The organism is Planococcus sp. SSTMD024, from assembly GCF_041320495.1.
Classification (GTDB): domain Bacteria; phylum Bacillota; class Bacilli; order Bacillales_A; family Planococcaceae; genus Planococcus.
This window is the reverse complement of record NZ_JBGGNS010000022.1, coordinates 851,297-877,891: the sequence shown is the minus strand read 5'-3', so window position 1 is coordinate 877,891 and position 26,595 is coordinate 851,297. Positions and strand designations below refer to the sequence as shown.

Annotated in this window: 29 protein-coding genes and 1 riboswitch; of the genes, 13 read left to right on the top strand and 16 right to left on the bottom strand. The window is 46.4% G+C overall.

Annotation, left to right across the window (positions count from 1 at the left end; all coding sequences use genetic code 11):
- Nucleotides 1-49 precede the first annotated feature (49 nt).
- From AB9R92_RS13075 to AB9R92_RS13060, 4 genes are all read right to left on the bottom strand, one after another.
- A complete protein-coding gene (locus AB9R92_RS13075) occupies nt 50-241 on the bottom strand; it encodes a hypothetical protein (protein ID WP_370669861.1) in 192 nt (63 codons plus the stop codon).
- Nucleotides 242-267: 26 nt separating this feature from the next.
- Complete coding sequence (locus AB9R92_RS13070; protein WP_370669860.1) at nt 268-729, bottom strand: NUDIX hydrolase; 462 nt, start codon at nt 727-729, stop codon at nt 268-270.
- Between the two features lie 17 nt (nt 730-746).
- On the bottom strand, nt 747-1,334 hold the full coding sequence (locus tag AB9R92_RS13065) for a restriction endonuclease (protein WP_370669859.1): 588 nt from the start codon (nt 1,332-1,334) through the stop codon (nt 747-749).
- Nucleotides 1,335-1,482: 148 nt separating this feature from the next.
- Complete coding sequence (locus AB9R92_RS13060) at nt 1,483-2,100, bottom strand: YczE/YyaS/YitT family protein (RefSeq protein WP_370669858.1); 618 nt, start codon at nt 2,098-2,100, stop codon at nt 1,483-1,485.
- A 98-nt stretch (nt 2,101-2,198) separates the two neighbouring features.
- On the opposite strand from AB9R92_RS13060, the gene AB9R92_RS13055 reads away from it, so the two are divergent.
- The 6 genes from AB9R92_RS13055 (at nt 2,199) to AB9R92_RS13030 (ending at nt 6,481) form a co-directional block, all read left to right on the top strand.
- Entirely contained in the window at nt 2,199-2,651 is a 453-nt protein-coding gene (locus AB9R92_RS13055; protein ID WP_370669857.1) for a MarR family winged helix-turn-helix transcriptional regulator, read from the top strand.
- Between the two features lie 22 nt (nt 2,652-2,673).
- Nucleotides 2,674-3,186: a spermidine/spermine N(1)-acetyltransferase gene (paiA, locus tag AB9R92_RS13050; RefSeq protein WP_370669856.1), complete on the top strand. Its 513-nt coding sequence runs from the start codon at nt 2,674-2,676 to the stop codon at nt 3,184-3,186.
- Nucleotides 3,187-3,708: 522 nt separating this feature from the next.
- The gene (locus tag AB9R92_RS13045; protein ID WP_370669855.1) at nt 3,709-4,323 is read left to right on the top strand and encodes an FMN-binding negative transcriptional regulator; all 615 of its coding nucleotides are present in this window, start codon (nt 3,709-3,711) and stop codon (nt 4,321-4,323) included.
- Between the two features lie 65 nt (nt 4,324-4,388).
- Nucleotides 4,389-4,484: riboswitch (guanidine-I (ykkC/yxkD leader) on the top strand.
- 324 nt (nt 4,485-4,808) lie between these two features.
- The gene (locus AB9R92_RS13040; RefSeq protein ID WP_370669854.1) at nt 4,809-5,150 is read left to right on the top strand and encodes a DMT family transporter; all 342 of its coding nucleotides are present in this window, start codon (nt 4,809-4,811) and stop codon (nt 5,148-5,150) included.
- Nucleotides 5,150-5,464 (top strand): DMT family transporter, encoded by a 315-nt coding sequence (locus tag AB9R92_RS13035; protein ID WP_370669853.1) that lies wholly within the window; start codon nt 5,150-5,152, stop codon nt 5,462-5,464. The genes AB9R92_RS13040 and AB9R92_RS13035 overlap by 1 nt, the downstream gene beginning before the upstream one ends.
- Before the next feature lie 120 nt (nt 5,465-5,584).
- On the top strand, nt 5,585-6,481 hold the full coding sequence (locus AB9R92_RS13030; RefSeq protein WP_370669852.1) for a 3-hydroxyacyl-CoA dehydrogenase: 897 nt from the start codon (nt 5,585-5,587) through the stop codon (nt 6,479-6,481).
- A gap of 144 nt (nt 6,482-6,625) precedes the next feature.
- Here the strand turns inward: AB9R92_RS13030 and AB9R92_RS13025 are convergent, their stop codons facing one another.
- A complete protein-coding gene (locus tag AB9R92_RS13025; protein ID WP_370669851.1) occupies nt 6,626-7,168 on the bottom strand; it encodes a PepSY domain-containing protein in 543 nt (180 codons plus the stop codon).
- 359 nt (nt 7,169-7,527) lie between these two features.
- Here AB9R92_RS13025 and AB9R92_RS13020 point away from each other — a divergent pair, with 359 nt between their 5' ends.
- Genes AB9R92_RS13020 through AB9R92_RS13010 form a run of 3 tightly spaced genes read left to right on the top strand, consistent with a single transcriptional unit; the run spans nt 7,528 to nt 11,150 of the window.
- Nucleotides 7,528-9,594: a BglG family transcription antiterminator gene (locus AB9R92_RS13020; protein ID WP_370669850.1), complete on the top strand. Its 2,067-nt coding sequence runs from the start codon at nt 7,528-7,530 to the stop codon at nt 9,592-9,594.
- Entirely contained in the window at nt 9,591-9,857 is a 267-nt protein-coding gene (locus tag AB9R92_RS13015; protein ID WP_121298218.1) for a PTS sugar transporter subunit IIB, read from the top strand. Before AB9R92_RS13020 ends, AB9R92_RS13015 begins: the two co-directional genes overlap by 4 nt.
- A 24-nt stretch (nt 9,858-9,881) precedes the next feature.
- Nucleotides 9,882-11,150: a PTS ascorbate transporter subunit IIC gene (locus tag AB9R92_RS13010; RefSeq protein ID WP_370669849.1), complete on the top strand. Its 1,269-nt coding sequence runs from the start codon at nt 9,882-9,884 to the stop codon at nt 11,148-11,150.
- A gap of 165 nt (nt 11,151-11,315) precedes the next feature.
- Here AB9R92_RS13010 and AB9R92_RS13005 read toward each other — a convergent pair whose 3' ends face one another.
- From AB9R92_RS13005 to AB9R92_RS12965, 9 genes are all read right to left on the bottom strand, one after another.
- The gene (locus tag AB9R92_RS13005; RefSeq protein ID WP_370669848.1) at nt 11,316-12,281 is read right to left on the bottom strand and encodes a carbohydrate kinase family protein; all 966 of its coding nucleotides are present in this window, start codon (nt 12,279-12,281) and stop codon (nt 11,316-11,318) included.
- A 32-nt stretch (nt 12,282-12,313) separates the two neighbouring features.
- On the bottom strand, nt 12,314-13,783 hold the full coding sequence (locus AB9R92_RS13000) for a glycoside hydrolase family 32 protein (RefSeq protein ID WP_370670111.1): 1,470 nt from the start codon (nt 13,781-13,783) through the stop codon (nt 12,314-12,316).
- A gap of 451 nt (nt 13,784-14,234) precedes the next feature.
- The gene (locus AB9R92_RS12995) at nt 14,235-14,426 is read right to left on the bottom strand and encodes a hypothetical protein (RefSeq protein ID WP_370669847.1); all 192 of its coding nucleotides are present in this window, start codon (nt 14,424-14,426) and stop codon (nt 14,235-14,237) included.
- Nucleotides 14,427-14,619: 193 nt separating this feature from the next.
- Complete coding sequence (locus AB9R92_RS12990; RefSeq protein WP_370669846.1) at nt 14,620-14,913, bottom strand: hypothetical protein; 294 nt, start codon at nt 14,911-14,913, stop codon at nt 14,620-14,622.
- A gap of 536 nt (nt 14,914-15,449) precedes the next feature.
- Nucleotides 15,450-15,758 (bottom strand): TIGR04104 family putative zinc finger protein, encoded by a 309-nt coding sequence (locus AB9R92_RS12985; RefSeq protein ID WP_370669845.1) that lies wholly within the window; start codon nt 15,756-15,758, stop codon nt 15,450-15,452.
- A 251-nt stretch (nt 15,759-16,009) separates the two neighbouring features.
- Nucleotides 16,010-16,912, bottom strand: a complete 903-nt coding sequence (locus tag AB9R92_RS12980; protein WP_370669844.1) for a hypothetical protein — start codon at nt 16,910-16,912, stop codon at nt 16,010-16,012.
- A gap of 53 nt (nt 16,913-16,965) precedes the next feature.
- On the bottom strand, nt 16,966-17,454 hold the full coding sequence (locus AB9R92_RS12975) for a hypothetical protein (protein ID WP_370669843.1): 489 nt from the start codon (nt 17,452-17,454) through the stop codon (nt 16,966-16,968).
- Nucleotides 17,455-17,705: 251 nt separating this feature from the next.
- Nucleotides 17,706-21,770 carry an Ig-like domain-containing protein gene (locus tag AB9R92_RS12970; RefSeq protein ID WP_370669842.1) on the bottom strand — a complete coding sequence of 1,355 codons (4,065 nt, stop codon included), beginning with the start codon at nt 21,768-21,770 and terminating at the stop codon, nt 17,706-17,708.
- Between the two features lie 263 nt (nt 21,771-22,033).
- Nucleotides 22,034-22,984 (bottom strand): ribose-phosphate diphosphokinase, encoded by a 951-nt coding sequence (locus AB9R92_RS12965; RefSeq protein ID WP_370669841.1) that lies wholly within the window; start codon nt 22,982-22,984, stop codon nt 22,034-22,036.
- 398 nt (nt 22,985-23,382) lie between these two features.
- Between AB9R92_RS12965 and AB9R92_RS12960 the strand changes: the two genes are divergently transcribed.
- Nucleotides 23,383-23,880, top strand: coding sequence for a hypothetical protein (locus AB9R92_RS12960; RefSeq protein ID WP_370669840.1), 498 nt, complete (start codon nt 23,383-23,385; stop codon nt 23,878-23,880).
- A gap of 76 nt (nt 23,881-23,956) precedes the next feature.
- Here AB9R92_RS12960 and AB9R92_RS12955 read toward each other — a convergent pair whose 3' ends face one another.
- Together AB9R92_RS12955 and AB9R92_RS12950 are read right to left on the bottom strand one after the other, a co-directional pair.
- Complete coding sequence (locus AB9R92_RS12955; protein ID WP_370669839.1) at nt 23,957-24,097, bottom strand: hypothetical protein; 141 nt, start codon at nt 24,095-24,097, stop codon at nt 23,957-23,959.
- Between the two features lie 25 nt (nt 24,098-24,122).
- Entirely contained in the window at nt 24,123-24,608 is a 486-nt protein-coding gene (locus tag AB9R92_RS12950; protein WP_370669838.1) for a DUF4306 domain-containing protein, read from the bottom strand.
- Between the two features lie 242 nt (nt 24,609-24,850).
- Between AB9R92_RS12950 and AB9R92_RS12945 the strand changes: the two genes are divergently transcribed.
- From AB9R92_RS12945 to AB9R92_RS12935, 3 genes are read left to right on the top strand one after another with little or no spacing between them, the layout of a single operon-like run.
- Nucleotides 24,851-25,276: a DMT family transporter gene (locus AB9R92_RS12945; protein ID WP_370669837.1), complete on the top strand. Its 426-nt coding sequence runs from the start codon at nt 24,851-24,853 to the stop codon at nt 25,274-25,276.
- 12 nt (nt 25,277-25,288) lie between these two features.
- Nucleotides 25,289-25,951, top strand: a complete 663-nt coding sequence (locus AB9R92_RS12940; RefSeq protein WP_370669836.1) for a Crp/Fnr family transcriptional regulator — start codon at nt 25,289-25,291, stop codon at nt 25,949-25,951.
- Nucleotides 25,952-25,962: 11 nt separating this feature from the next.
- Nucleotides 25,963-26,445, top strand: coding sequence for a DMT family transporter (locus tag AB9R92_RS12935; protein WP_370669835.1), 483 nt, complete (start codon nt 25,963-25,965; stop codon nt 26,443-26,445).
- The last annotated feature ends 150 nt before the right edge of the window (nt 26,446-26,595 follow it).

Genomic DNA, 26,595 nt, shown 5'->3' with positions numbered 1-26,595 from the left:
AAAATCGGCGCAGCTTTTTTCAATAAGCTGCGCCGTTCTTATGTATTTCCTAATCTTCTCTCTGCTCAAACCGCCAAGCAATGTACCGCCCAATTTCACCGACAAAAAATGCGCCGAGCACCCAAGGGACTAAACTGTACCCGGCCCCGTCGGCATAAACACCCGCTATCACCAAGGCGATAATGGCGCCGATGAGGAATGACAGATGGTATGCCTTGTTTTCTTTCAAATATTCTCTCATCCCTGCCACTCCCTTTCACCGTGCACTTATTTTAAAATCGGCAAGTTCGTCTTGTTCACCCAATCCACGATAAAACGCTCTTGGTGCGGATTGATTTTTGGCAATTCGCCTGGGCTAAAGAAGCGGTGGTCATGGCTTTCTGCCCCTTCTTGGATCAGCTCGCCTGAAAACTGCTGCGAGTGAAAAATAATTTGCACGCTATAGACCTGGTCGCCGTTTTGGTATTCGGCATAGCCTTCCGTCCCTGAATACAGGCCGAACAGTTGCAAATTCTCAGCTTGGAGGCCGGTTTCTTCATGTGTTTCCCGGATGGCTGTCTCGAGAAAAGTTTCGCCAGGCTCCATAACGCCGCCAGGAATCCCCCAGACGTCTCGGTCTTTTCGATGCTGAAGCAAAATTTGGCCGTCCTGTTCCAGAATGATTCCGCAGCCGACCGTCATCAATAAATTCGAGCCGATCAGTTGCCGCATATCTTGAATATAATTCATTGCCATTCCTCCGCTAGTTATAGTTTCTCTTTATTGATGGTGTCCCCTTTAATTTTCGAAGTTGTTGCCTTGCTGGTGGCAGTTTCCTTATTCATTTCCAGCATCCATTTCATAAGCACCACACGGTCCACTAATTTCACTCCGTTGGAAGCTGCCAACTTTTTTGCCGGTTCTGTGTAGCCGCTATTAGTAACCACCCAACATTCATCCACTTTGTAATGCAGTTTCGCCGTGGAAACTTCTTGTACGGCTTTCAATCCGACATTCTTTTTCCAGCGTTTCGCTTGAACTGCGATTCTCCGCCCAGCTTTCGACAAAATGAGGTCAGCGCCGTAATCTCCGTTGGCCGGCGTCATTTGTACGTGATAGCCCCGCTCTCCAAATATTACGCGGAGATAGTCTTCGAATTCCTTACCCTGCATCTGGTCTACTTGCAGCATGCCAGACCGCTTTAATTTTCGGTCTTTTAAAATGTTGGTAATCAACGCAAGCGAAAATGCACCTAAAATAAAGACGACCAGAAACCCAGTCAATTGCGGTTCCGCTGTGGCGATGTTCCACATTAATTCCAACCCTAATTGAAATCCACCCATAAATCCCTCCATAAGATACTCCTCCATTTCTCAGTTTAATCCTTTACTACTTTAAATATACCAAAAAAATCCAAAAATAAAATAAAAAAATAGAGAAGAATTTAGGTTCTCCTCTTACATCTCTTGCTCTCTATTATTCATTAAGTCGTTGATTTTAATATCATGGCGTGAGCGGTCGTTTCGGCAGCAACACACGATCCAAAGTCTTCGCCGTCACAGGCATAATGGCGTTCAAGATAAGCCCGCCGAAACAGACGGTCAATACGGTTCCGATGCCGATCGGACCACCGAAAACAAGGGCCAGAGCCAGGAACATCAAATAAATAGCGGTTCTGGAGAAAAACAGATTGGTCTTTGCCAGTTCTTTTACGAGAAGTGTCAGGCGGTCAACCGGAATCGGCGCGAAATTCGTATGGAGATAAATGGCCGTGCCTACGCCTACTGCGATGAGACCCGCTGTAAAGTAGAGCACCTGGCTCGTGATGCTCACCGGCACAATCGCCTCACTCAATGCATGAAGCCAAAAATCGATGCCGATCCCGACGATGACCGCGGTCATGATGCCGAGAAGTTCGGGTTTTTGCCGGCCGAGCATGGCGTTGCCGACGATCATGATGGCGGCGATGATGATTTCCCAGCTGCCAACTGTGAGTCCGACATTGAAGCTAAGCCCGACCAATAAAGCGTCGAACGGCGAGGTGCCGAGGTCTGACAGAATGGTCAGCGCGATTCCAAGTGACAACAATAGCAAGCCTGCGACATAAAAGAAATATTTCATTTTTTTCGCTCCCCCTTCTTGCATTGCCGGAATGGTTCTTGTACACTCAATATAATCCATTATTGTTGCATTTGCAACATAAATTAAGGAGTTCTATTATGGCAGAAATCCTGCGTGAAATCGGCATGATTGCCCGTGCCCTTGATTCCATCAGTAACATCGAATTCAAAGAGCTCGAGCTGACGAAAGGGCAATATCTCTACCTCGTCCGCATCTGCGAAAACCCCGGCATCATCCAGGAGCAATTGCTCGAGCTCATCAAAGTCGACCGCTCCACCGCGACCCGGGCGATCCAAAAATTGGAGCGCAACGGCTTTATTGAAAAACAGAATGACCCGGACAATAAGAAAATCAAAAAGATCTACCCGACCGAAAAAGCACGCCAGGCCTACCCCTTCATCATCCGGGAAAACGAGCATTCGAATGCAGTCGCACTCGATGGCTTTACGGAACAAGAAGCGGCTGAGATCGAACGCTATTTGCGCCGCATCCGAAAGAACGTCGAAGTCGATTTCGAATCGGTCAAAAAAGGCCAGAAGCGCGATTATTAACGAGCAAAAGGAGCGAATCCACGTGGCAAGCTTACGAAACTGCACAGCAAATGACCTTCAACAACTGCAAGACATCAGCATTCTCACCTATAAGGAAACTTTCGACGAGCACAATAGCGAAGAAAACATGAACGCCTATCTTGAAGCGGCCTATAATTTACCGAAGCTCGAGAAAGAGCTCGCGACTCGCGATTCCCATTTCTATTTCGCGATGGTCGACGGTGAAGTGGCGGGCTATTTGAAAATCAATACAGGCGAAGCGCAAACGGAGCCGATGGGCAGCGACGCATTGGAAGTGGAACGCATCTACATCAAGAAGAAATTCCAGAAAAACGGCGCCGGAAAAGTGTTGATGAACCAGGCATTCGAGATGGCACATGAACTCGGCAAAGAAAAAATCTGGCTCGGCGTCTGGGAGCATAACGATAACGCCCGCGCGTTCTACGAGAAAAAAGGCTTTGTCGAAACCGGCAGCCATTCATTCTTCATGGGCGATGACGAGCAGACGGATTTGATTTTGACGAAGACACTATAAAGAGGCGAACCATTAACGTTTATAGAGGAAGTTACGTAAAACTGCTGCGAAAAGCTTTGCTCAACTCTCACTTTGTTCGAGCATCGCAAGAACATCGTTGCTCAACTCTCACTTCGATCGAGCATCGCAAATGAACAAGCTCAGCTCCCCTTCGCTTATTCATTTCCCGCGGGAGTCTGCGCAATTTTACTCCATTTTTTGAAGATGTATTAATTCGTACCTCGAGGCTGTCGAGAAAGGTAAGAAGTCGTATTTTCCGAAGCTTATCGCTCGCTTTCCGTGGGGCGGGAATCGAGCCTCCTCGTCACTCCGTTCCTGCGGGGTCTCTCAAACCCGTCGCTTCGCTGCTCCCACAGGAGTCGAGCAAACGCTTCTCCAAATACTAGGCTAGATTATTGATTTTTTTAAATGTCAAAACGCAGTCACTTTTTTAAAGTTTAGTAGATTTTAGACTTATTCAACACTCTGTGTACCTATCAGCTTTTTATTGAATAGAGTATTAAAGAGATAAGGAGGCATACCATGTACATTCCAAAACACTATAAAGTGAATGACCCGGAAGAGATTCGTGAATTCATTGAAGCCCATTCATTCGGTACGATCATCACTGCTGGAAAAGGCCGTCCGCTTGCGACGCATTTGCCTTTCCAGGTAAAAAAAGAACAAGATGGATATGTATTGCGCGGCCATTTTGCACGCGGCAATCCCCAGTGGAAAACGATCGAAGAAGCGGATGAAGTGTTGGTGACCTTCCAAGGCCCGCATTCCTACGTCACGTCTTCCTGGTACGAGGAAAAAGACATCCCGACGTGGAATTATCAGTCGGCGCATGTGTACGGCACCGGCCGATTGCTGTCGGAAGATGAACTGCGTGAAGACTTGGTGACCTTGCTCGAGAAGCACGAACAGCACCGCGACGAGCCGGTTTTGTGGGACACCCTCCCGACCGATTTGCTCGAAAAAGACATCAAAGGCATCGTCGGCTTCAAGCTCCACATCACCGATATCCAAGCTGCATTCAAGCTGAGCCAGAACCAAGCGCCTGAAGACTATCAACATGTCATCGACGGGTTGCGGCAAGAAAAAGACCCGTTGTCACACGAAGTTGCAGACGTCATGGACAAAAGGCGGCCTTAGCCTGTGAACCCTTATCGCTTGAAGTTCAGCGCCGTTTCTTATATAACTAAGGTAATTGAATTACAAAAAAAGTTTTCTAGGGTTCCGCAGCACGGCTGGCCTGGTCCGAGAGAAAACACACAGCACTCGCTGTGACACGGAGGGACAAAAGCCTGGGAGAAACTGTTTTTACAGTTCTCCCGGGCTTTTTATTTTTGAACAGTATTTTATGAAGTTTAAGTTGTAACAGCAGACTTTTCACAAAAACATCGTGAACCCTTTGCTTAGAGTCAAATTACTTTCATTCAAATTACTTTTATTTTCATGATCTTTATTAACCAAGATGAAAAGCGGAGGGCGGCGACTCCAGCGGGAACAGCGCGAGCTGAAGACCCTGGACTGAGCGCAGCGAGGGAAGCGGCTGAAGCCGTGCCCGCGGAAAGCGTCCGCCCGCAGCGATTTCAGTAGCTCTCTATTTTCTATCTTAATTTACAGGAGGAATTCCAATGAATCTACAATGGGGAAAAGTATTGATCGCGGCGTTGTTTGAAGTGGCGTGGGTGGTCGGATTAAAGCACTCGGATTCACTCGGCGACTGGCTCATTACAATCGTCGCGATCGCTGTCAGCTTCACCTTGCTGATCGATGCCGGAAACAAATTGCCGGTCGGCACCGTCTATGCGGTGTTCGTCGGGCTCGGGACGGCGGGAACAGTCTTGTCGGAGATTGTGTTCTTCAATGAACCCATCAATGCCGCAAAACTGGTACTTGTCGGCGTGCTGCTGCTCGGCGTCATCGGCTTGAAACTCGTGACACCGGACTCTACACCTGAAAGGAGTGAAGCGTGATGGCTTGGGTTTCGTTGATATTCGCAGGGATTTTCGAAATGGTCGGTGTCGCGATGATCAATAAATGGCATCACGACCGCAAATGGCAATCACTCGCCATGCTCATCGGCAGCTTTGTCGCGAGCTTCTTGTTTCTGTCGATTGCGATGGAAACACTTCCGATGGGAACGGCATACGCCATCTGGACCGGCATCGGGGCATCGGGTGGTGCGATCATCGGCATGCTGTTCTATAACGAATCAAAAGACTGGCGGCGCATTCTATTTATCGCGATGGTGCTTGGCTCTGCCGTCGGGTTGAAATTGGTTTCCTGAGTAAATGTTCGCAATACGCCCTTCAGTCCCCTACTATGGAATTAGAGATTGTTGGCAGAAACATCCTTTTTTGCCAATACACCAAGACTTGCATCATCTATTCAAAGGGAGTGGGATGGAATGGATTTCAAGAATGTTACGGTTGCAGGAAGCGGCGTGTTGGGGAGCCAAATCGCTTTTCAATCTGCGTATCATGGATTCGATGTTGCGGTATACGATATTAACGAAGAAGCGTTGACGCGCGCAAAAGAACGCTTCGAAGTGCTCAAAAAACATTTCAAAAAGGATTTGAAAGCGACAGATGAACAATTGGACGCGGCGTATGACCGCCTGTCGTTTCATACTGATTTAGGGGAATCGGTGAAGGATGCCGATTTGATGATCGAAGCGGTGCCTGAAGTGCTCGATATCAAACAGGATTTCTACACGAACTTGGCGAAAGTCGCACCGGAACAGACCGTCTTTGCGACGAATACGTCGACGATGCTGCCGAGCACTTTCGCGGACTACACGGGACGGCCCGAGAAATTCTTGGCGCTCCATTTCGCCAACGACATCTGGCGCAGCAATACCGCAGAGATCATGGGACATGGCGGCACGGACGAGTCGGTCTTTAACGATGTCGTCGCGTTTTCCCAAGCGATCGGCATGGTTGCCCTGCCGCTCCAGAAAGAACAGCCGGGCTATATTTTGAATACCTTGCTCGTGCCGTTTTTGAATTCCGCGCAGTATTTGGTCGTCAACGGCATCTCGGATCCGCATACCGTCGATAAGACGTGGATGATCGCAACCGGCGCACCAAGAGGGCCATTCGCGATTTTGGACGTCATCGGCATCAACACGCCGTATCATTTGTCCGTCGCCAAGGCGAACGCCGGCGACGCAGAAGCGGCAAAAGTCGCGGACTATTTGAAAACGGAATTCCTCGACAAAGGCCGCATGGGCATCCAGAACGGCAAAGGCTTCTATGATTACCCGAACCCTCGTTATTTGGATAAGGATTTCTTAAAAGAATAAGATAAGAAAACCCGCAAATCTCTGTGTGAACAAACACAGGTTTGCGGGTTTTTTGCGTCTTCGTTTTCGTATCTTCGTTATTATCTGGAGATGAAAGAACGAACTCAACTGAATCTCTTTCCTCGTTCTTGATTCTCGCCAAATTTAAATATTTCCTTGGTAGACGCGTTTGCCGCTATCCAAGTCGATGATTTCCAATTCTTGATTATGCTTTAGAAAAATGGTCTTGAACTGCTTGTCACCGGCTTCATTCACCAGAAATAAGATCCGGTTTCCTGGATTGTCTGTGGCCAAATGGTACGTAAGTGAATCCGTATCGACTTTCTTTTCAATCATCGCGTATTCTGCGTAGTTGGTGGCATCTACCGGCCGGTTAATTTCATGACCAGTAGAAGCTTCTTCATCAGGAGCTTGCTGCAAAAATTCACCGGAAGCGGCGTCGATCATGAACTCATATTCACGGCTTGAACTTTCCACTTCGACTTCATAAAAGCGATTGTCTTCTAACGACAACTCCACTTCCTGTACCGTTCCCTCCACTTGAGTGAACACTTCCTGCAAAGCTTCCTCAGCACTTACTTTTGGCGTACCGGCCATGTTTAATGCAGATGCCCCGACAACAGACGCTCCGCCAATGCCACCCACGATGGCAGTTCCTGCAATGGCTTTCATCCATGAATCCTTCAAAACGATTCCTCCTTTTTGTTATTACAAAATAATAATAACGAACTGAAATGAGCTTCAACTGAGGAAAAGATTAGAATTCGATGAGAAAGTTTTTGCTCCCCTCCATTCCCCTATCACGTGATTAATTGCTTTTACTGTTCACTATTTCGTTGTTGGTTGCACAACTAAAACAACAGAAGAAAGGCGACGCCGAACATTCATTTACTATAGCTTTTTTTAGTGGACGAGAAAAATTCTCTAGCCTGATTATCCAAACTACAGTACAGTGTTGTGCAGCCATAGGAACAATATTGGGACTGAGAAACGATAGATTTCAGCAAATATATCGAATATTGTAGAGACAAGGGAGGCGCATAAGGATGTTTCTAGACGAAAGAAGTGCTAGTTTACTAAAGCTCCTGCAGCATTCATCGATTCTTTCGATGAGTGAAATTGAAAGTCAAACAGGACTGACACGCAGACAGATTCAATACAGTTTGGGCAAGGTCAATGATTGGCTCCAATTCAATAATTACGCCCCTGTGCAGTACAAAAGAGAACTCGGTTATTTTTTGCCCGACAAGATTGCAGATGATGAAATCAGCGTCAAGCTGACAAAACGGAGTTATGTATTTTCGGAAAAGGACCGGGAGCAAGTCATTTACTTAATGATCCTGCTGAGCCAAGAACCGCTCTCCGTCTTTCATTTTCAATCGGCCACAGGCGTTTCACGAAATACCGTACTACATGACCTCCAGCGCTTGAAAGACATGGCCAAGGAGATGGGACTGTCCATCCAGTATTCCAAACAATCCGGTTACATCATCACGGGCGACAGCCGGACGAAACGATTCGTGATCGAGCAGTTGCTGCATGAAGTGTTGAATGGCCCAAACAGCCAAATGATTACACAGTGCATCTGGAGTGGGTTTGAAGAACGCATCTCTGCTGTGCACCACCAGCTGGAACACATTGAAGAGCAATTGGGCATCACTTTCACTGATGACCGGCTCCATGAACTCGCCTACCTGTTCTTTTCGACCGACCAACTGATCGGCAAAGGAGAAGAATTGGCACAGGACCCGAGTTGGCTGCCATTTGCTGAAACAAAAGAATATGCGCTGATCGACGCCATGGCCAGCACGTCTGCTTTCCAGTCCAGCTGGAGCCAGACGGAAAAACTCTATGCCACTTTGCATCTGGTCAGCATGAACCGGACAAAAGACCGCTCGCCCCTGCGGGATGACCAGGTGTTCCGTGAGCTTTTGCAGCAGGTCACGGAAGAGTTTGAACGGCTGACGTTTGTCCACCTTCAAGACAAAGACCAGCTGTGCGAGCAATTGTATGTCCATTTCAAACCGGCTTTTTACCGCATCAAATACGGGTTTCCCCATGTGAATCCGATGATGGAACGGGTTTCCAAGATTTATCCGGAACTTCATCATTTGACGCGTAAATCCCTCAAGATCCTGGAAAAAGGATTGGATTTGCAGCTGCCGGAAGACGAAGCTGCCTATTTCACCATCTATTTCGGCGGCTGGCTTCAGCGGCAAGGAACCCGTTTGGACGACCGGAAAAAAGCGATTGTCGTGTGCCCCCACGGCATCGGCGTCAGCAATATCCTCAACTATACGCTGCGGGAATTGTTTCCGACCATCCTGTTTTTGGATGTGTTATCTGTCCGGGACACAGCGGAGTATCCACTGGACTATGATTTGGTATTTTCCTCGGTCTTCCTGAATACCGAGGCCACTTTATTTGTGGTTCCCCCCATTCTTGAAGAGCGGGACAAGCAGAAATTGAACAAGCAAGTGATGCAGGAACTCTACGGTTACGCAGTTCCGGACTCGGATGTTGATGGATTGATGAAGCTCATTTCCCAATACGCAACAATCCACGACCCGAAGCAATTGGAAAAGGAACTGCAGGCCGCTTTGTATTCGCAAGCATCCGGGACACACAGATATGCAGTAAAGGAGGCAGAAAAACCCGTGTTAGGAGAATTACTGACGACTCAAACACTTCAATTAAAACAACAGGTTGCCACTTGGCAAGAAGCGATTCAACTGGCTGCCAGCCCGCTTGTGGAATTAGGGACAGTGAAAGAACAATATGTCAGCGCGATGATCGAATCCATTGAGAAGAACGGCCCGTATGTGGTCATCACCCCACTGGTCGCCATCCCGCACGCACGCCCTGAAGAAGGCGTGCTGTCCTTATCGATGAGCTTGTTGAAGCTCGATCAGACAGTGGATTTTGCCCCGGACAAGCCCGTTCAATTGATTATCGTCCTGGCGGCAGCGGACAGCGACTCACATCTGCGTGCCTTGATCCAACTGACCAGTTTACTGAACGATCCAGCCAATATCGACCGAATGCTCGAAGCCACGGACAAAGAACAATTATTGGAGATCATCCAAACATATTCTAAGGAGGAAACAGAATGAAAATCATGGTAGTGTGCGGAAACGGATTAGGAAGCAGCTTTATTATGGAATTGAATGTCAAGAAAGCGCTGAACGAATTGGGGAAAACAGCGGAAGTGGACCATACCGACCTGACTTCAGCCAAATCGGTGCAAGCGGATATCTTTATCGGGGCTGCCGATATCATGAGCCAATTGGAAGACGGAAACAGAACCATCATTAACTTAGAGAACATGATGAGCATTCCGGAAATCAAATCCAAACTAGAGCCTCATTTAGCATAAGTCTGGCGTAAAGGGGGAAATGCTATGTTACAAATAATCATGAACGACATCTTGGGTGAACCGGCCATTCTCATCGGCGTGTTTGCGCTCGTGGGCTTATTGCTGCAGCGCAAAAGCAGTGCGGACGTCGTATCGGGCACATTAAAGACAATAATGGGCTTTCTAATTATCGGAGCCGGCGCGACCGTCTTGATCGGCTCGCTGGACATCTTCGGGAAAATGTTCGACTATGCATTCAACGTGCAAGGCGTCATCCCGAACAATGAAGCGATTGTCGCTGCTGCACAAAGCGAGTTCGGCACGTCGACTGCCTTGATCATGGTATTCGGAATGATCACCAATATTGTTTTGGCACGCATTACGCCGTTTAAATTCATTTTCCTGACAGGCCACCATACCTTGTTTATGGCCTGCCTGCTCGCCGTCACTTTGTCAGTCGGCGGACTCGAAGGCGCTTCATTGATCATTGTCGGATCTATTATCCTGGGGCTTTGCATGGTGCTGTTTCCAGCACTGTTGCAGCCGTATGTGCGTCAAATTACGGGCAGCGACGATTTTGCTGTCGGGCATTTCGGCTCGATTGGCTATTTCGTTTCTGCCAATGTCGGCAAATGGGTCGGCAATAAAGAAAAAACGACGGAAGAGATCAAAGTCCCTAAATCACTGGGCTTTTTGAGAGACACGTCTGTAGCCGTTTCGTTGACGATGGTGTTGTTCTTCCTCGTTGTCGCTTTGTTTGCCGGACAGGACTATATTGAAACGACCCTATCAGGCGGTTCGAATTTCTTGGTCTTCTCGTTCATCCAAGCGATCACGTTTGCAGCAGGCGTCTTTATCATCCTGGCGGGTGTTCGAATGCTGATTGCTGAAATCGTGCCTGCTTTCCAGGGAATCGCTGATAAATTGGTGCCCAATACCAAACCGGCATTGGATGTTCCAACGGTCTTCCCCTTTGCGCCAAATGCCGTCATCATCGGTTTCCTGTTCAGCTTCTTCGCTGGATTGTTGGCGATGTTCATCCTTCCCGTTCTCGGATTGAGCGTGATCGTTCCTGGCCTGGTCCCGCATTTCTTCACGGGAGCCGCAGCCGGCGTCTTCGGCAACATCACAGGCGGAAGGCGCGGTGCCATGGCGGGCGCATTTGCCAACGGATTGATCATCAGCTTTATCCCGGCCATCCTATTGGTGTTGATGGGCGATATCGGATTTACCGGAACGACCTTTGGCGACTCAGACTTTGGCGTAATCGGCATCCTGATTTTGAGCATCATGAAGTTGTTAGGCTTCGCATAATCAATTAAAAAAACCATTCCAAAATCGACTGATTTTGGAATGGTTTTTTTGCTTGCGGTACTTATAAGGTTGTTTGCAGTTCTTATAAGGTTGTTTGCGGTATTTATAAGGTTGTTTGCAGTATTTATAAAGTTGTTTGCTAAAACGTATGGACATTTGGCGGTTTTAATTCATTAACTCCAAGACTTGTTCTTTCGTCGGAAGCGAAGAAATGGCTCCTTTTCCAGTAGTGGACAGCGCCCCGCTGGCGTTTGCAAAAGCCAGCAGCTGCTCGTGATGCTCACTTAATAGCGCTTCCAGATTGTCTTGCCCCGTGCCCAAATTCAATAATTGGTACAGGAAAGCGCCGGTGAACGCATCGCCCGCTCCCGTCGTATCTTCGACTTTTACCGAATATCCCGGCGATGAATATTTTTCGTTTTGCACGTACAGATCGGCACCCTTTGCGCCTTTTGTCAACACCACTGCCAATACATCCCCTGTAAACAAAGAGGCAATGGCGATGGACTGGTCCGCTATGCCGGTGATGAATTCCAGTTCGTCATCGGAAACTTTGAGGAGATGCGCCGTCGGAATGAATTCCTGAATGGTCTCCCGGCATTGCTTCGGATTGTCCCAAAGCGGCAAGCGCACATTGGGATCAAAACTGATGATCGCGCCGTGCCTCTTGGCAGCCCCGATCGCTTTTACGTGTGCTTTTTTCATCGGGCTGTCGACTAAATCGACCGAACCGAAATGCAGCACATCGCCTTGCCCGAACCAGCCGGCATCGACTTCTGAGGGTTCGAGAAGCAAATCCGCAGAAGGGTTCCGGTAAAACGAAAAGTCCCGCTCCCCGTCTTCGCGCAACGAGACGAAAGCAAGCCCGGTATTCGCTTCTTTTGTGCGCGGAATCTTATCGATTTTCACGCCCGCCTCGGCCAGCCGTTCCAGCAGAAAATCACCAAAGGCATCTTGCCCCACTTTGGTGATGAGTGAAGCGGTGCCCCCAAACTTCGCAACCGCCGCTGCCACGTTCGCAGGCGCACCGCCAGGCACTCGTGTAAACGAATCCACATCTTTTAAGGCGATGCCTTTTTGATGGGGAATAAAATCGATCAGTATTTCGCCAATCGAGAACAAGTTTCCCATTCGGCACCTCTCCCTTTTCCTGCTTTCGGTCATCAATAATCCCACTTCACCGCTTTGAACGCAGCGCGGCCGCCTGTCGCAAAAAACCGGATTTCCTGGCTTCTAATATCCGGGAAGATCCGTGCGGTAAACACTTCTTCCCCGTCGTTGACGAAGATCTCCACGGACGATGAATCGACGAACAGATGAAACTTATATACATCCCCGTCAATCCGGCATTTCCGTTCGGTGCCATGCTTGCTGCCGATCACCTTGCCCGATGCCGCACGGTCCATGATCACTTTTCCTTCGGCGGCATCAAATTTGATCACCGTTTTTTCTGTATCGCTCGCGCGGAATTCGATGCCGTATTCCACGGTGTCCCCTTGTTCAAACTCACAAATAAGCTCGTACGTAACACCGGAGAATCCCTCCACCACTTTTGTTTCGTCCATAAGTTCACCTTGTGCTTCGGTTTTGTTCTTGCGGAGTGTTTGCAGTTCCGCAATCGGCGTCTGGATGATTTTCCCGTCCCGAAGCGATAATTCCCGGAGGATGGTCAAGCAATTGGCCCATCCGTTGATGTCGGTCGGGTACTCGATTTCCGGCAGGCCCATCCAGGCGACCATGAGCCGTCTGCCGCTCGGATCCTTCATCGTATGCGGGGCATAAAAATCAAATCCGCGGTCGAGTTCGATAAAATCCCCGTGAATCAATTCCCGCCGCTCCAAATCGATTTTCTCGCCCAGCACATAACCGGCCTGGTAAATATTCTGGTAAAGATCCCCCTCTGCCTCCAGCCCTTGCGGTGAGAAAATCAGGATGCCCCGATCGCCCATCTCGAAATAATCCGGGCATTCCCACATAAAACCGAAATTGTCCAAGTTGGTGGCCAGCTCGCCTTCAAACTTCCATTCCACTAAATCGGATGAACTCAATAAACAGACAGCCCCCGTTTCATCGGTTCGCTGCGCGCCGATGACCGCATAATACCGGTCGTCCACTTTCCATAATTTCGGATCGCGGAAATGCTCGGTATAGCCCTCCGGCACTTTATCGAGCACGGATTTTTTCGATTTGATGATGTTTCCTTCATCATCCATGAGCGCGATGCAGAGATAAGGGCGTCTCACGAGATTCTCATCCCGCGTATTGCCGGTATATAACAAGTATAATTGCCCGTCATGTTCCACCGCGCTTCCCGAATAGGCACCATGGCTGTCAAAATACTCGTCCGGCTTGATGGCAATCCCGACATTCTCCCAGTTTACGAGGTCTGTCGATTTGGTGTGATACCAATACTTCAGGCCATGGAACGGGCCTAGCGGGTGCCATTGATAATACAAGTGGAACTCGCCGTTGTAAAAACAGAAACCGTTCGGGTCATTGAGCAGCCCAGACACCGGTTGGATGTGAAAGGTTTGCCGCCACGTACAGCTGTTGACCCTTAAAATCAAGTTGTCGATATCTTCCTGGCTGATCTGGTCGAGCCGAATGTAACTTTTCCCCCGCGGTAACTCCATCTTTGTCATTTCTCTCATTCTCCTTTTGGTAAAAGCAGAATTTTATATTGCCGCATCACCATAACTATTTCCCCCGCAACCCCTTCCATCATCTAAATCATTGAATGGCACCTTCTATTTCACATTAAATGGAAGCGTTTACTTATAAGAATTATAATATTTTTAGGATGTTTTATCAATGCTAGGCACTCATTAAGTCTGATATTTCTGTAAATTTGTGATAGGAGTGTGTCTAGTGTTTTATGAGAAGATGAGATCCTAAAACCCCTTAGGTTTAAGTTCAACTTTCACATAAAATAGAAGATTCTATCTTATTGAGTTTGAAGCTTCAAAGCCTTACTGAACAAGGTGTTGAATGTATTTTTTCTAAGGAATTGAATGTAACTTACTTGCTATTAAACTGCATTTGAATCAATAAAAGAACCGCCTTTTTCAAGACCGTCCTTTTCCTTCAATCAATTTTCAGTTGCTTTTTTCTTCTTCCAGGCATCCCAACGATAAAGACGAAAGCGACCCAAATCATGATAATGGCCATCACAATGACCCATGGCCAGTTGAACTCTTCAGCAAGTAAATTGTAAACGAGTGAGTAGACAAAGAGAACAACTACTAACCCAAAAGCGATGCGTCTAGCGTATTTCATAAATGCACTCCTGACTGTCCCGTGTTTCTATTCTTCTTCCCTCATGATGAGCCCGTTACACGTGATTGGCTTCGAATTTCATGCAACTGGTATCGGCGGAGCAGAAAGTAACATATCCCTCTTAAACATGGAATACATTTATGGCAGCAATAAACTGGATACGACTTAATTTGCAATAAGTTACATTCAAAAACTAGGTTGCTTTTTCTTTATTAAGAATCCCTTTTACCAAGTGCCAAATTCCAATGAGGCCTATCACAGGAAAAATAAACAGTGGATAGACGACCTCTGCCCATCCGGTAGTTTCAACAGATCCAAATGTTGCATAAACCCCTCCAACAAGCCAAGAAAAAAACGGTGCAACCACAACTATCAAAGTAATCCCCCATGCAATCTGCTTCTTTTTCTGTGACTTGTCTCTACTCCAAATGTAAGCCGCGGCCAAACCTATACTTAAAATTAGCAGAGGCAAAACAACTTTTAACATGATTATGGCTCACTTCCTCCACTTCTGATCTTCGCCAAATTTTCGGGTACATATTTATATGAATTACCCCTCTTTTCACAAGTTCCAATAACCGAATGCAACTCAATTACTAGCAAGTTACATTCACATTCACTTGGATTCTTTAAAGCTTTTATAAAGTAAACTGGATAAAACAAAGGAAAGAATAACAATAGCAGGCAGAATAATAATGCCAGAGATCAATTGAGTTTGAGTATTCAATGGGATATACGCATTCTCTAACCAGGCAACAATTTTAAAAAGTAAAAAGAAAATAAACAGGGTTATTAAATAAAAAATAAATTTTTCAGAGAGAGTTTTCAATGTCCATCTCCTTTTAAATTTATTGAATAAACAGTGGGTTTAACACTGGATTTGAATGTAGCTTACTTCATATTAAGTTACATTCAATTTCAAAATAAAAGACCAGCTTTTTAAAGTTGGTCTAAACAAGAAATTCGATTCTTACGATAGTTTGGTCGCTTTCTTTTGATCGCAGCGTGGTATTTCGATGATTTTCAACGAACGGTCTCTGGGGTGTTGGACAATTTTATAAGATAAATAATCGCAATCACTAACACACCGACTATGGGCATTGCCAAGAGCAATGAAGTGCTGACATCTTGATTGAGCAAAGGACGAATCAAGACTACAGCTAGGAAAGCAATTATTGCTAAAATCCCTGTTTGGTTTCTTGATTTTTTTGAGACGTATTGTGTTTCCCCGCAATGAGCACATTTTTGTCCGGTATTACCGTTGAATTTAAACGCGGCTTTAAAAGTGTCTTTCAAACTCCATCTATTGCCACAATTTTGGCAGGTGGGCATTTTCTTCCCTCCTTTTTTCACGTTACTCTAAATTTATTCCCTAAAATGTTGATTCAAACCTTTTATTAAGACTAAGCGAATGCAACTTAACTGTACTTAGGTTATATTCACTTTCCTTACTCGACTGAACAATGCTTCGGGATTTCTCGAGTCTTCAATGCTCAAAATGCCGATAAACGGAGAGAAGACCAGTCCGCCAATAGAAGCTAAACAAGTCGCCTCATCCCTATGCAGTGAGTATCCAGAGCAGCTTATTCCAGCTTGAAATCCAAGCTGCTGTGGCCGAGCGGTTCTTCCCCGTCCCGCCATAAGTATTGAATTGAATATTGTTTTCCAAGCTCCTGTTCATTCACTTCAATGGTTACTGTAGAACTGTCTGCCGCGACGGCCTGTTCGCTTACTTCTTCTCCGTCACTGTTTATCTCGATCACCTTCACTTCACTCGGACTTGGATCCATCATTCCCCAGTCAACCACAATTCTATCCCCCGCTTCTGCATTTCCGGAATGAACGTCTGGAACCTCATAGCTGCTGTCAGCACCACAATTGTTCCAGCATACTTGGGAATAGCTATGGTCGAATATCTCGCCATTTTGTTCGGTGGAATCTGTCTTTGTAATCAAAGGCATTTCCATATAGCTGTACTTTGGCAGCTGTCCGGCCTTCTGCCCCGGTGTTTCTTCGATGACGATATTTCCTGCATATTGGGCTTCATTATCCCGATCAATAAATTCCACTGCTAAAGCATAATTCCCTTCGGTTTGCGGAAAGCGGAATTCTCTCGACTCGTTTAATTCAAGCTTCGTTTCCTCGCCATCTTGCCACAAAGAAGCCGTGATTGTCGGATCTGTCCAAATGTCCCCGCCGTTTTCTTCATTCTCCTTGAAATCCAAAGAAGCCGGCTGGTTTGGGGAGACTGCGGTAGTCTCTTGCGATAAGCCGAATTCTTCGATGTCCTCGATCGTTTCCGTTACTTCCCCACTCGACGAACTCCAACTGAGATTGGCTTCTGTTAATTGCACAGGTTGGCCCCGCAAGCCATCATCTGCCAGTAAATACGCTCTCGGCACACCGACATCGTAATCTTCTGCAAAGCAGCCTGACATGGCGAAAATCAATAGAAGTACGAAAATGAACTTCAGGCTTTTCCTCACACAAATCCACCCCTTGCAAAGTTTAAACTGATATTCTTTCATTCGGCATCCGCTTACTTAGGCGTAAACCTCATCACCGCGTTGAACAGGTCGGAAGTCGATTCCTGGAACCCCCGCTCTTCGCTCTTGAAGCTGTCGAGTAATGTATAGCCGAAGACGAGACCCGCGATTGTTTGTGCTGTAGTGCTGCTAAAAAGAAGCATGTCAATTTGAACATAGATTTCATCAGAAAAAATCAGATTTCCAATAGGCAATAAAGGCAAAATAGATAAAGCTAGTACGATGAATGCCGGCACGCCGACCGCTAAGAATTTACTCCAATCGAAACCGCCGATCCGGCTTTCTTTTCTTTCCAGCATGAATTTGGGCGTCCGCAATAACAGGCCGATGATAACAGGAAAAATAACGACATAAATCCAAAGTGGAGTAGGGTTAAATGCTGCAGCTGCCCTCTCATCCAATACTTGTTGAAGCTGTAACCCTGCATACACAATAAAGATGATGGCGATGCTCCAGATGAAGTAATAGAAAAATCTTTTCATTTTCTTTTCCTCCTTATTTTTGATGGGTAATTATATATACTGTTGCAAATGTAAAAGCGTTTCGTTTTTATTTGTAGTCAGCTCAATGAAGCAGGAGTTATAAATTCGCTTCATTTTGAAACAAATAGATAAATGTATTTATCTTTACGGAATTTCCATATTTTCACTCTAACACACTAAGCTTTTGCAGCGGTTCGTTTTTTACAGAGAAAAACAGCGGGTATCCCTAGGGATTATCCGCTGTTTGGCTTTTAATTCTTCAATTGCTGGTCCAATTGTTCCCGTACAATCTCGCCGACTGCACCGGTGCCGCCGAAAATTGAGTACGCTTCATAAGCATTCAATTGTTCGGCTGTCGCATCTGGAATCACTTGTTCTTTTACCAACAAAATCGGCGCGTCGTATTTCGCTGCAAGAACCGATCCTGCCAGCGCATCCGGGAAGTTTAATCCCGTTGCGATAAAGGCTTTTTCTGTGCCCATTTTAAGCTTATTGTTTACTTCAAACCCTGTGTCGTAACGGCTCTTGCCGCCGTAGCGAGTTGGGTTCGGCAGCGTGTTGAACACCGCTTCTCCTACTGCACCGGTGCTGCCGATGACATGGGTTTTCGAAGCTGCTTCCAGTGCTGCTGCCGTTTCAACCGGCAGTTTGTTTGTACGTGTCAATAAAATTGGAATGCCGTTTTTCGCTGCATATGCCGATACGGACAACACGTCGGGAAAGTTAAAACCATAGGCCACTACTGCTTCTTCAGAATCCAGGCGGTCTGCAATCAACGCAGCAGTATCAAAACGGTTTTTGCCGCCGATTCGCTCAGTGGTGATGCCCATTTGTTTCACTTCTTCTTCAACCTCTAAAGAAACCGCGCCTTTGCTGCCAAGGATAATTACCTTTTCAGCGCCAAGCCGTTCAATTTCTGCTTTGGTTTCATCTGTTAAATTCCCTGTCCGCGTCAATAGGATCGGGGCATCTTCTTGGAATGCCAATGGACCGCCTGCTAGTGCATCGGGGAAATCACCCGCAGTTGCAAGTACGACGGTATCAGCGGTTTCCCAACCTTCTTTGGAAATGGCGATGGCTGTGCCGTAACGGCTCGTTCCGGAAATTCGCGTCGTTTCTTCCGGTGCAGCTTTCTCTACCAGTACGCTCGCTTTTCCACTTACGTTTCCTGCTTGATCTGCCACGGTCACTTCTAGTTTTGTATCGACTGGTTGTGGATCGATCGTGATTCGGTAACTTCCATCTTCCGCTGTTGTTCCGCTCGCAATGACTTTTGAATCTTTGAATACTGACACTTTGCCGAGTGCTTCTGCGGAACCTGTAATTTCAGTTGTCTTATGCGTCACTGGGTTTACAGATGGGATTTCAGGAGCGGTTACGTCTGAAATTGTAATTTCTGTCGCTTCACTCGTATTTCCGGCTGTATCAGTCGCCGTGATGATCAATTTAGTTCCTGCTTTTTGTTTTGCAATGCTTACTTTGAAATTACCTTCTTTATCTGCAGTTGTCTTGGCAAGTTCATTTGATCCAGTCTTCACCGAAACACTCGAGCTTGCTTCTGCAGTTCCAGATACTATAGTCGATTTATCAGTGACTTCTTCTACTGAAGGGGCAGATGGAGCAGTGCCATCCAGAACTGTTGCCATTGCTGCTTCGCTTACATTCCCTGCTTTATCAGTAGCGGTTACGTTCAACTCTGTTCCAGCCGTCTGTTTAGCAATGGAGACCACATAATTTCCTTGTGCATCTGCTGCAGCTGTTCCGATTTTCACTGATCCTTGTTTTACGCTAATTGAAGAGCCTGCTTCTGCAGTTCCTTTTACTGAAACCATTTTATCCGTTACTTTTTCTACAGTCGGCACTTTTGGAGCAGTCATATCAGCTACAGAAATGTTGAGTGCTTCACTGGCGTTCCCAGCTGCATCTGTTGCAATGGCCGTTAGCTTATCGCCTGCTTGCTGTTTCGGTATCGCTATGGAGAAGTTTCCTGATTCATCAGCTGAGCCCTCTCCAATTGTGTTGTCCCCGAGTTTAATTGCGATTGCAGCACCCGCTTCCGCTGTTCCGTTAATGACCGTGTCTTTATCGGAAACAGTTCCCACTTTTGGAGCTGCAGGAGCGATTTTGTCTTCGACTGTAATTATGGTCTTTTCGCTGACAACCCCTGCTCCATTGCTTGCTGAGATCGATAGTTCAGTGCCCGCTTGTTGAGCTGGGATTTCAATCGCAAATTTTCCATCTGAACTCACTTTACCTGAAGCGATTTCTTCTTCGCCTGCGGCAATCAAAATAGTAGTGCCCGCAGCCGCTTGTCCGGTTACAGAAATCGTTTTGTCACTGATCGGCTCTACTACCGGTTTCGAAAGCAAAGTCGTGCCGTTCGCTGTAACGGTTTCGCCGACATTGTCATTGAAATCAGCTGCTGCGATGGCAGCATCATATGACGTACCTTCTTCAAGACTGCCGAACGTATAGTCAAGCGTATCGGCAGAGACTGCTTCTACGAATTCACCGTTCAAATAGAGCTCATATCCGTTAAGGTCTTGCTCGGAATTCGCATCCCATGATACTTGGAGTTCAGTCGCTGTTGTTTTTGAAACGGAGAAGTTTTGAACTTTCGCTGGTGCCACAACATCTGTCACTGAGATTTCTTTTTTCATATTATTTCCGAAAACATCACGTAAATTGAAGCTGATCCCATCGGAAGTTACCGGATCTGCAGTGGCCGTGAACGATCCATCCGCTTCAAGTGAAACAGGATTCCCTTGCATCGTCATGTCCAAAAATGGCAGAGTTTTCCCTTCAATTACGGCCGTGTCCATATCATTCGTCAGATTTTCGCTGTAGATATTGAATGGAACCGGATACGCTTGATTCGACACACTAGTCGAGCGAATCGAGTTCACTCCGCCGACAACTCGCACTGCTCCAGGAGCTGCATATGAAGTCGAACCATACGTCACAGTTTTCGCATTCAATGTGCCGCCGATTGTAAGACCGCCGTGCGTGATAAGTGTCCCGTAAACATACACATCTCCTGTGATGGTCACGTTACCTTCAATATGAACAGTAGAATTAGGACCAATATAGATATCTTTTTCAATTTTCTTATTCTCCCATGATTCACTCTTTGAGGTAAAAGCATATGAAAGTTTAGGGTCATTAAGAATTGGATTATTTATGTCACTAGGCTTTCGCTCTATAATAAAAGAATCCTTATTAAGTTTTCCTGTTAAACTATTTGAGTAATAAATTTTAGAATTGGAAATATTATCAATCACGTAAAAGTAATCGAACTTCCACACTCCTTCTTCATCAGAAGATAATACTCGATAAGTTCCTTCATATAATCCACTTGCATTATTGTAATCTAGAGGAACTGTTATAGAGCGATTACCTGAAGGTGAATCAAAGATAGCTCTAGCATATTTCACTCCAGATAAATCATCTGAAACTTCTGCCTTTATTACCACATTTTCCCCTGCATCAATCGTCGAAGACGGGCTAATTTTAACTTCCTGAACTTCAGGAGGTGACCCATCTCCATTTGGATTAATAACTTCAAAGTCTAGAGAATTCACCGAGTTGATATTATAATATATTTTGGAATTTGAAGCATTATCAATAACATAAACATAGTTAAATCGCCAAATTCCACCTTCATCTTCGGGAGTGACTAAATACTCCCCTGTATACTGTCCTGTAGATTTATTAATAGCTAAATTAACAGTGAGTGAACGTGCTCCTGACGGTGAATCAAAAATAGCTCTAGCATATCTTACTCCGGACAAATCATCTTGCACTTCACCGTTAATTATTAATGTGTCCCCCGGTTTTAATTCATTCGTATTAAGATTCAAATTCAAAACTTCAGGTGGAGTTCCGTCTCCATTTTTATTATTGATGAAGAAATCCAAAGAACTTGAAGAATTAACTTGGTAATATATCTTTGAATTTGAAGCATTATCAATAACATAAACATAATCAAATCGCCAAGTTCCACCTTCATCTTCAGGTACAATTAAATAGTCTCCTTCGTACAGACCAGTAGAATCGTTAAAAGCTAAATTAACAGTAAGTGAGCGTTCGCCTGATGGAGAATCAAAAATAACTCTTGCATATTTTACTCCAGTTAATTCATCTTCGATTTTCCCTGATATTTTGACTAGATCTCCAACCGAATCCCCAATTTGACTTACTTTCAATTCATGAACTTTAGGAGGCGTCCCGTCCCCTCCTTCCGCAAACACCGGCACCATCCCAGTAACTAACTGGAACATCATTAAAAATACTGTAAATATTACTGCTCTTTTCATCAAATTAGACCTTCTTACCATTAATTGTTGACCACCAATCCTATGTATTTAGATATGTACCATATTCCATTATATAATGTTTAGAGTGAGTGTATACAAAAAGTCACTAATTATGTAAATTTTTTATATATAATTTTCATTCTTTTTCAAACTTTAATGATCCAGATTACACAACAGAATTTTTTTTATTAACAAACAAAACGAACCCCAACCGCGTGCCGTCATTCTGGCACTCAGTTGGGGTTCGCTGCATTTCTCTATTCTCAGCCTTCAAACAAAGGACTGACGGGCTTTTCGTTGTGCACGTGCTCGATCGCTTCTGCGAGCAATGGCGCAACAGAGAGAATGGTGATTTTCGGGATGCGTTTTTCTTTCGGCACGTGGATCGTGTTGGTGACGACCAGTTCCGTCAACGCGGAGTCTTGGATGCGTTGAATGGAATCGCCGGACAATACGGCATGCGTACAGCAAGCGTAGACCGCTTTCGCGCCATTTTCCACGAGCAAGTTCGCTGCATCGGAAACGGTCTTCGCCGTATCGACGATGTCGACGATGATGACCGCGTTTTTGCCTTTGATATCGCCGACGATATTCATCGTCTCGGATTCGCCCGGCATTTTGCGCTTGTCGATAAAGCCGATCGGGACGTCCAAGCGATCCGCGAGTCTGCGGGCTCTGCTCAACCCGCCATTATCCGGTGCAACGACGATGGCGTCTTCGAGTTTTTTGTTGATGAAATGCTCGGACAGTTCGGTGATGCCGAGCAATTGGTCGACCGGGATGTTGAAAAAGCCCTGTACTTGCGGTGCGTGGAAATCCATCGTGATGATGTGGTCCACACCTGCTTTCACCAGCATATTCGCCACAAGCTTCGCCGTGATCGGTTCACGTGAACTGGCTTTGCGGTCTTGGCGAGCGTATCCGTAATACGGAATGACCGCTGTGATGGAGTCTGCCGATGCCCGCTTCAACGCGTCGATCATGATCAATAGTTCCATGACGTGTTCGTGGCCTGGCTGAGACGTCGATTGGACGACGTAAACTTCCGCCCCGCGTACGCTTTCTTCGATATGGATCTGGATTTCCCCATCGCTAAAATGGGTGATGGAGTTTTTGCCCAGCTCACAGCCGAGATGATCCGCGATCTCCTGAGCTAGTTCCTGATTTGAATTCAACGAAAATAGCTTGAAGTTGTCTCTTAATTGATAAGCCACCGTTCAACTCCCCTTTCAGCAAATTGTAAGTTCATAACTTGATAGCTGACTATTCCCATGAAATTTCTGTTCATGCGGCTTGTATCAGTTGATTTTATGATAGCTGTTTCGGGGCGCAAATGCCACCAAAGATGGACAATCGCGCCCTTGTTCACAGGCTTAGTAGAAAATCTGCCACAATATCGATGTCGGCAACCGCTCTCTTTCTATATTACCGAAACCATCTCCTTATTGTCCCGTACAGTAAGGTATAGCTTTTATGATTTTCTTAAAGAAGCTAATCAGGCTGGTATGAAAAACGAATGACAAGCCTTTATTTCAGGGTTCGCACTTGGCGAATAGTTTGCTGTCTGTTTGCATTACCCGGATTTTTGAATGCCATCGAAAAGGAGAATTGGATGCTATTTTCAAAATGGACTATTTATCAAGCGGCGGCTTTGGCCGGCTTGATCGCACTGGCTGTTCTAGCCGAGTATTATTCATTCAATATCGGAAACGCGCTCACGTTAGGGCCCATCAGCTCGATGCTGATTGTGCTGACGTTCATCTTGCTGAGTACGAGCTTGATCCATTTGTTTTTCGTCTTCCACAGTAATAAAAGCGAGCGCTTCTTGTCGCATCCTTTATGGAACAAGATGAACGTGTTGTCTGGACTCTTGCTCACGCTCTCCGTCGTTGTGTTCATTTCAGCGGCGGTGTTCACGCCTCTGAACGATTGGATCACGGACAGCAGCTGGATTTTATACGCAATCCTCTATTTCTTCTTGTTTCTCTACAGCCTGTTTGTCCTGTCGGTCGTGCACAAGGTAAAACGCGAAAGCGCGAAAGAAACGAAAATCGAAATCTCTTTCGGCGCCACTGTCGTGAGCTTGTGCTTATTGCTATTCCTTCTTTAATTCCAAACCAGCCTCCGGTTGAGACCATTCTATGGTTTGAACCGGAGGCTGTTTTTTTTTGATTGAAGGTAATTTTTTAGGCCCTTGCCGTTTTGGCATTCGTCGGATTCCATTGCACTGACTTTGCGATGAAGAAGGATTGTTTGATTTGCCCAAATGCGCCGTAGGCAATCCCTGCGATAATGAGAATTGGAACGAGTCTCACCAACCATTCCATTTGAACACCTCCAAATTAAGAATTCTCAGTTTGTCCGGTCGGCTGTCCTGCGCAGCCATTTTTGGTTGTTGCGGTACAGGATCAGCAGTAGCGTCATAAGCCCTGACAGTCCGAAGAAACCAGAGAACAAAGTGAGCCCGACTGTCGGGGAGTTGAGCAATATCGCGCTCATCAAGAGCAAGCCCACCGCCATCAGCGACAGGAAAATGATGTGCGTCGTTTTGCGGTCTTTCAATAGCCATGCCGATAGCTGGAAGATGATGAATAAGAATGACGCCGCCATCAATAAAGGAAAAAGCGGCTCGAATTTTGCGGCGTAGACGAAATGGTCGATCCCCAAGATGTCGCTCGCCTCGTTCACGGGCCCGTTCAGCCAAGTGGAAAACACAGCCGAGTACTTCCATTCCCAAGAGATATCGCGCAGCTGTCCGCCTTCATACCAACTGGCGAGCGTCGAAAAGACAAATACGAGAAATGCGCCGGTCAAGTAAATGATGTGTCTGAATTTCATGCAATTCCCCTTTCGTTTACTAGGTCCCAATACCGTTAAACTCTGTGCTTTTACTATACTAATAAGCCTCTGGAATTTCTACATAATATTGGAAGCAACATAGTTAGTTATTTTAATTCATCTATCTAAAAGAGCATTAACGAATTGGATAAGGTACATAAATTTTCACCTATAGTGACATATGTCCTTCCATCCGTTTACCATGCCCATTATCCTTAAGTTAACGAAAGGTGGGGGACCGGATGAAAGGCATTCTATTTGCACTGGCGGGCGGGTTTTTCCTGACCTTCCAGAGTGTGGCGAACGCGACGATCAGCGACCAGATCGGCACGTGGCAAGCGGCGGCGATGACTCAGCTGACCGGATTTGTGCTGGCGATCTTGATCGTTCTGGCGCTAAAAGACCCCTCGATCAAACAGTTGAAAAAAGTTTCCCCGCTATATGCCTCGGGCGGCTTGCTTGCGGCGTTCATCTTGTTCAGCAATATGACCGCCATCCATCGCATGGGCGTGACACTGACGATTAGCCTGTTCCTGATCGCGCAGCTGATCGCGGCGATTGTCATCGATGGCAAAGGCTGGTTCCATATGGCGAAGAAGAATGTCGGAAAGACGCAAATTGTCGGCGTGGTGCTGATGATTGCGGGCATTCTCGTCTTGAAATGGTAAGGAGGAAAAACGATGCAGGCGATTAACGAGTATCTTCACCAATATGGATTGGCCGATTTATTCCCTGCTGCCGTCATCGATTCAATGCAGATCGAGCGTTTTGCGGCAGGGCATAGATTGTTCTCCCAAGGCGATTCAGCGGAAACTTTATACTTGCTTGTCGAAGGCAAATTGAAGATTTCCATGTTGTCGCCGGAAGGCAAGCGGCTGATCCTGGCATTCAAGACGCCTTTTGACATTGTCGGCGATATTGAATACGTGCAGAAATGCCCGTTCATCAATACGGTGGAAGCCGTGACGGATTTGGTGCTGTTGCGCATTCCCCATCACGCCCTGGATCATGAAATGAGCGGCAATGCCTCCTTCCAACAGTTTTTATTGGAGACGATTACGCGCAAGTTCGTGACGAAAGCGCAGGAATTGAACTTCAATTTGCTCTACGCCGTCGATGTGCGCGTGGCGAGTTATTTGCTGTCGATGACGCCGGACAAGCCGCGGCTTGATTCGCCTTCGCTTGTCGATATGGCGGACTTGATCGGCACGAGCTACCGCCATTTAAACCGGGTGCTCCAAAAGTTTGAGCAGTCCGGCTGGATCAAACGCAATAACGGCAAAATCGATTTGCTCGACCGGGACGCCTTGTTGGATCAGGCGGGACATAATATTTACGAATAGGAGGAACTCCCATGGTTCTTGGCATCATACTGGCCCTCTCAGGCGGCGTCTTTGTCTGCCTGCAAAATATATTCAATGCGAACGTGAAACAACACGTCAGCGTCTGGTCGACGACCGCACTTGTGTTGTTTCTTGGATTTGTCGGTTCGTTTATCGCGGGCCTCTCATTTAACGGCATGGGCTTATTCCGTTTCGAGGCAGAGCCGTGGTTTTGGTTCAGCGGCGTGCTCGGTGTCGGAGTCGTCGTCTGCGTCACGCAAGGCGTCCAGGCACTGGGCCCGAGCCGCGCGATCTCGATTGTCATGGTGTCGCAGATTTTCTTCGGCTTGATGTGGGACACGGCGGGCTGGTTCGGGCTCGAGCAAGTTCCGTTCACGTGGCAATCGCTGCTCGGGGTCGTACTGATCAGCACAGGCATCTTGTTGTTCCAACTCGGCCCCGTCTTGGAGCGAAAACCGTTTTTCCAAAAACAGAAAGCGCAGCACGAGGCGTAATTTCAAGAAAAATTTCCACTCTTATAGGATTTGTCCGCTATCCCAGCATAAGACTTCGTGCATATTTTTTTCATCTGCTATAGTATGTATATATAATACTGATAGTTTGAAATCATACTATTTATTTCATGCATGATTCTTCACCAAAGA

Bases quoted from the DNA above. Each gene is read 5' to 3' on its own strand.
- AB9R92_RS13015 (WP_121298218.1), top strand. From the start codon at position 9,591: ATGAAAATCATGGTAGTGTGCGGAAACGGATTAGGAAGCAGCTTTATT.
- AB9R92_RS13060 (WP_370669858.1), bottom strand. From the start codon at position 2,100: ATGAAATATTTCTTTTATGTCGCAGGCTTGCTATTGTTGTCACTTGGA.
- AB9R92_RS13030 (WP_370669852.1), top strand. From the start codon at position 5,585: ATGGATTTCAAGAATGTTACGGTTGCAGGAAGCGGCGTGTTGGGGAGC.
- AB9R92_RS13075 (WP_370669861.1), bottom strand. From the start codon at position 241: ATGAGAGAATATTTGAAAGAAAACAAGGCATACCATCTGTCATTCCTC.
- AB9R92_RS12970 (WP_370669842.1), bottom strand. From the start codon at position 21,770: ATGAAAAGAGCAGTAATATTTACAGTATTTTTAATGATGTTCCAGTTA.
- AB9R92_RS12945 (WP_370669837.1), top strand. From the start codon at position 24,851: ATGAAAGGCATTCTATTTGCACTGGCGGGCGGGTTTTTCCTGACCTTC.
- AB9R92_RS12990 (WP_370669846.1), bottom strand. From the start codon at position 14,913: ATGTTAAAAGTTGTTTTGCCTCTGCTAATTTTAAGTATAGGTTTGGCC.
- AB9R92_RS13020 (WP_370669850.1), top strand. From the start codon at position 7,528: ATGTTTCTAGACGAAAGAAGTGCTAGTTTACTAAAGCTCCTGCAGCAT.
- AB9R92_RS13005 (WP_370669848.1), bottom strand. From the start codon at position 12,281: ATGGGAAACTTGTTCTCGATTGGCGAAATACTGATCGATTTTATTCCC.
- AB9R92_RS13040 (WP_370669854.1), top strand. From the start codon at position 4,809: ATGAATCTACAATGGGGAAAAGTATTGATCGCGGCGTTGTTTGAAGTG.
- AB9R92_RS13045 (WP_370669855.1), top strand. From the start codon at position 3,709: ATGTACATTCCAAAACACTATAAAGTGAATGACCCGGAAGAGATTCGT.
- AB9R92_RS13055 (WP_370669857.1), top strand. From the start codon at position 2,199: ATGGCAGAAATCCTGCGTGAAATCGGCATGATTGCCCGTGCCCTTGAT.
- AB9R92_RS12935 (WP_370669835.1), top strand. From the start codon at position 25,963: ATGGTTCTTGGCATCATACTGGCCCTCTCAGGCGGCGTCTTTGTCTGC.
- AB9R92_RS13010 (WP_370669849.1), top strand. From the start codon at position 9,882: ATGTTACAAATAATCATGAACGACATCTTGGGTGAACCGGCCATTCTC.
- AB9R92_RS12985 (WP_370669845.1), bottom strand. From the start codon at position 15,758: ATGCCCACCTGCCAAAATTGTGGCAATAGATGGAGTTTGAAAGACACT.
- AB9R92_RS13000 (WP_370670111.1), bottom strand. From the start codon at position 13,783: ATGGAGTTACCGCGGGGGAAAAGTTACATTCGGCTCGACCAGATCAGC.
- AB9R92_RS12975 (WP_370669843.1), bottom strand. From the start codon at position 17,454: ATGAAAAGATTTTTCTATTACTTCATCTGGAGCATCGCCATCATCTTT.
- AB9R92_RS13035 (WP_370669853.1), top strand. From the start codon at position 5,150: ATGGCTTGGGTTTCGTTGATATTCGCAGGGATTTTCGAAATGGTCGGT.
- AB9R92_RS13065 (WP_370669859.1), bottom strand. From the start codon at position 1,334: ATGGAGGGATTTATGGGTGGATTTCAATTAGGGTTGGAATTAATGTGG.
- AB9R92_RS12995 (WP_370669847.1), bottom strand. From the start codon at position 14,426: ATGAAATACGCTAGACGCATCGCTTTTGGGTTAGTAGTTGTTCTCTTT.
- AB9R92_RS12950 (WP_370669838.1), bottom strand. From the start codon at position 24,608: ATGAAATTCAGACACATCATTTACTTGACCGGCGCATTTCTCGTATTT.
- AB9R92_RS12960 (WP_370669840.1), top strand. From the start codon at position 23,383: ATGCTATTTTCAAAATGGACTATTTATCAAGCGGCGGCTTTGGCCGGC.
- AB9R92_RS12940 (WP_370669836.1), top strand. From the start codon at position 25,289: ATGCAGGCGATTAACGAGTATCTTCACCAATATGGATTGGCCGATTTA.
- AB9R92_RS13070 (WP_370669860.1), bottom strand. From the start codon at position 729: ATGAATTATATTCAAGATATGCGGCAACTGATCGGCTCGAATTTATTG.
- AB9R92_RS12955 (WP_370669839.1), bottom strand. From the start codon at position 24,097: ATGGAATGGTTGGTGAGACTCGTTCCAATTCTCATTATCGCAGGGATT.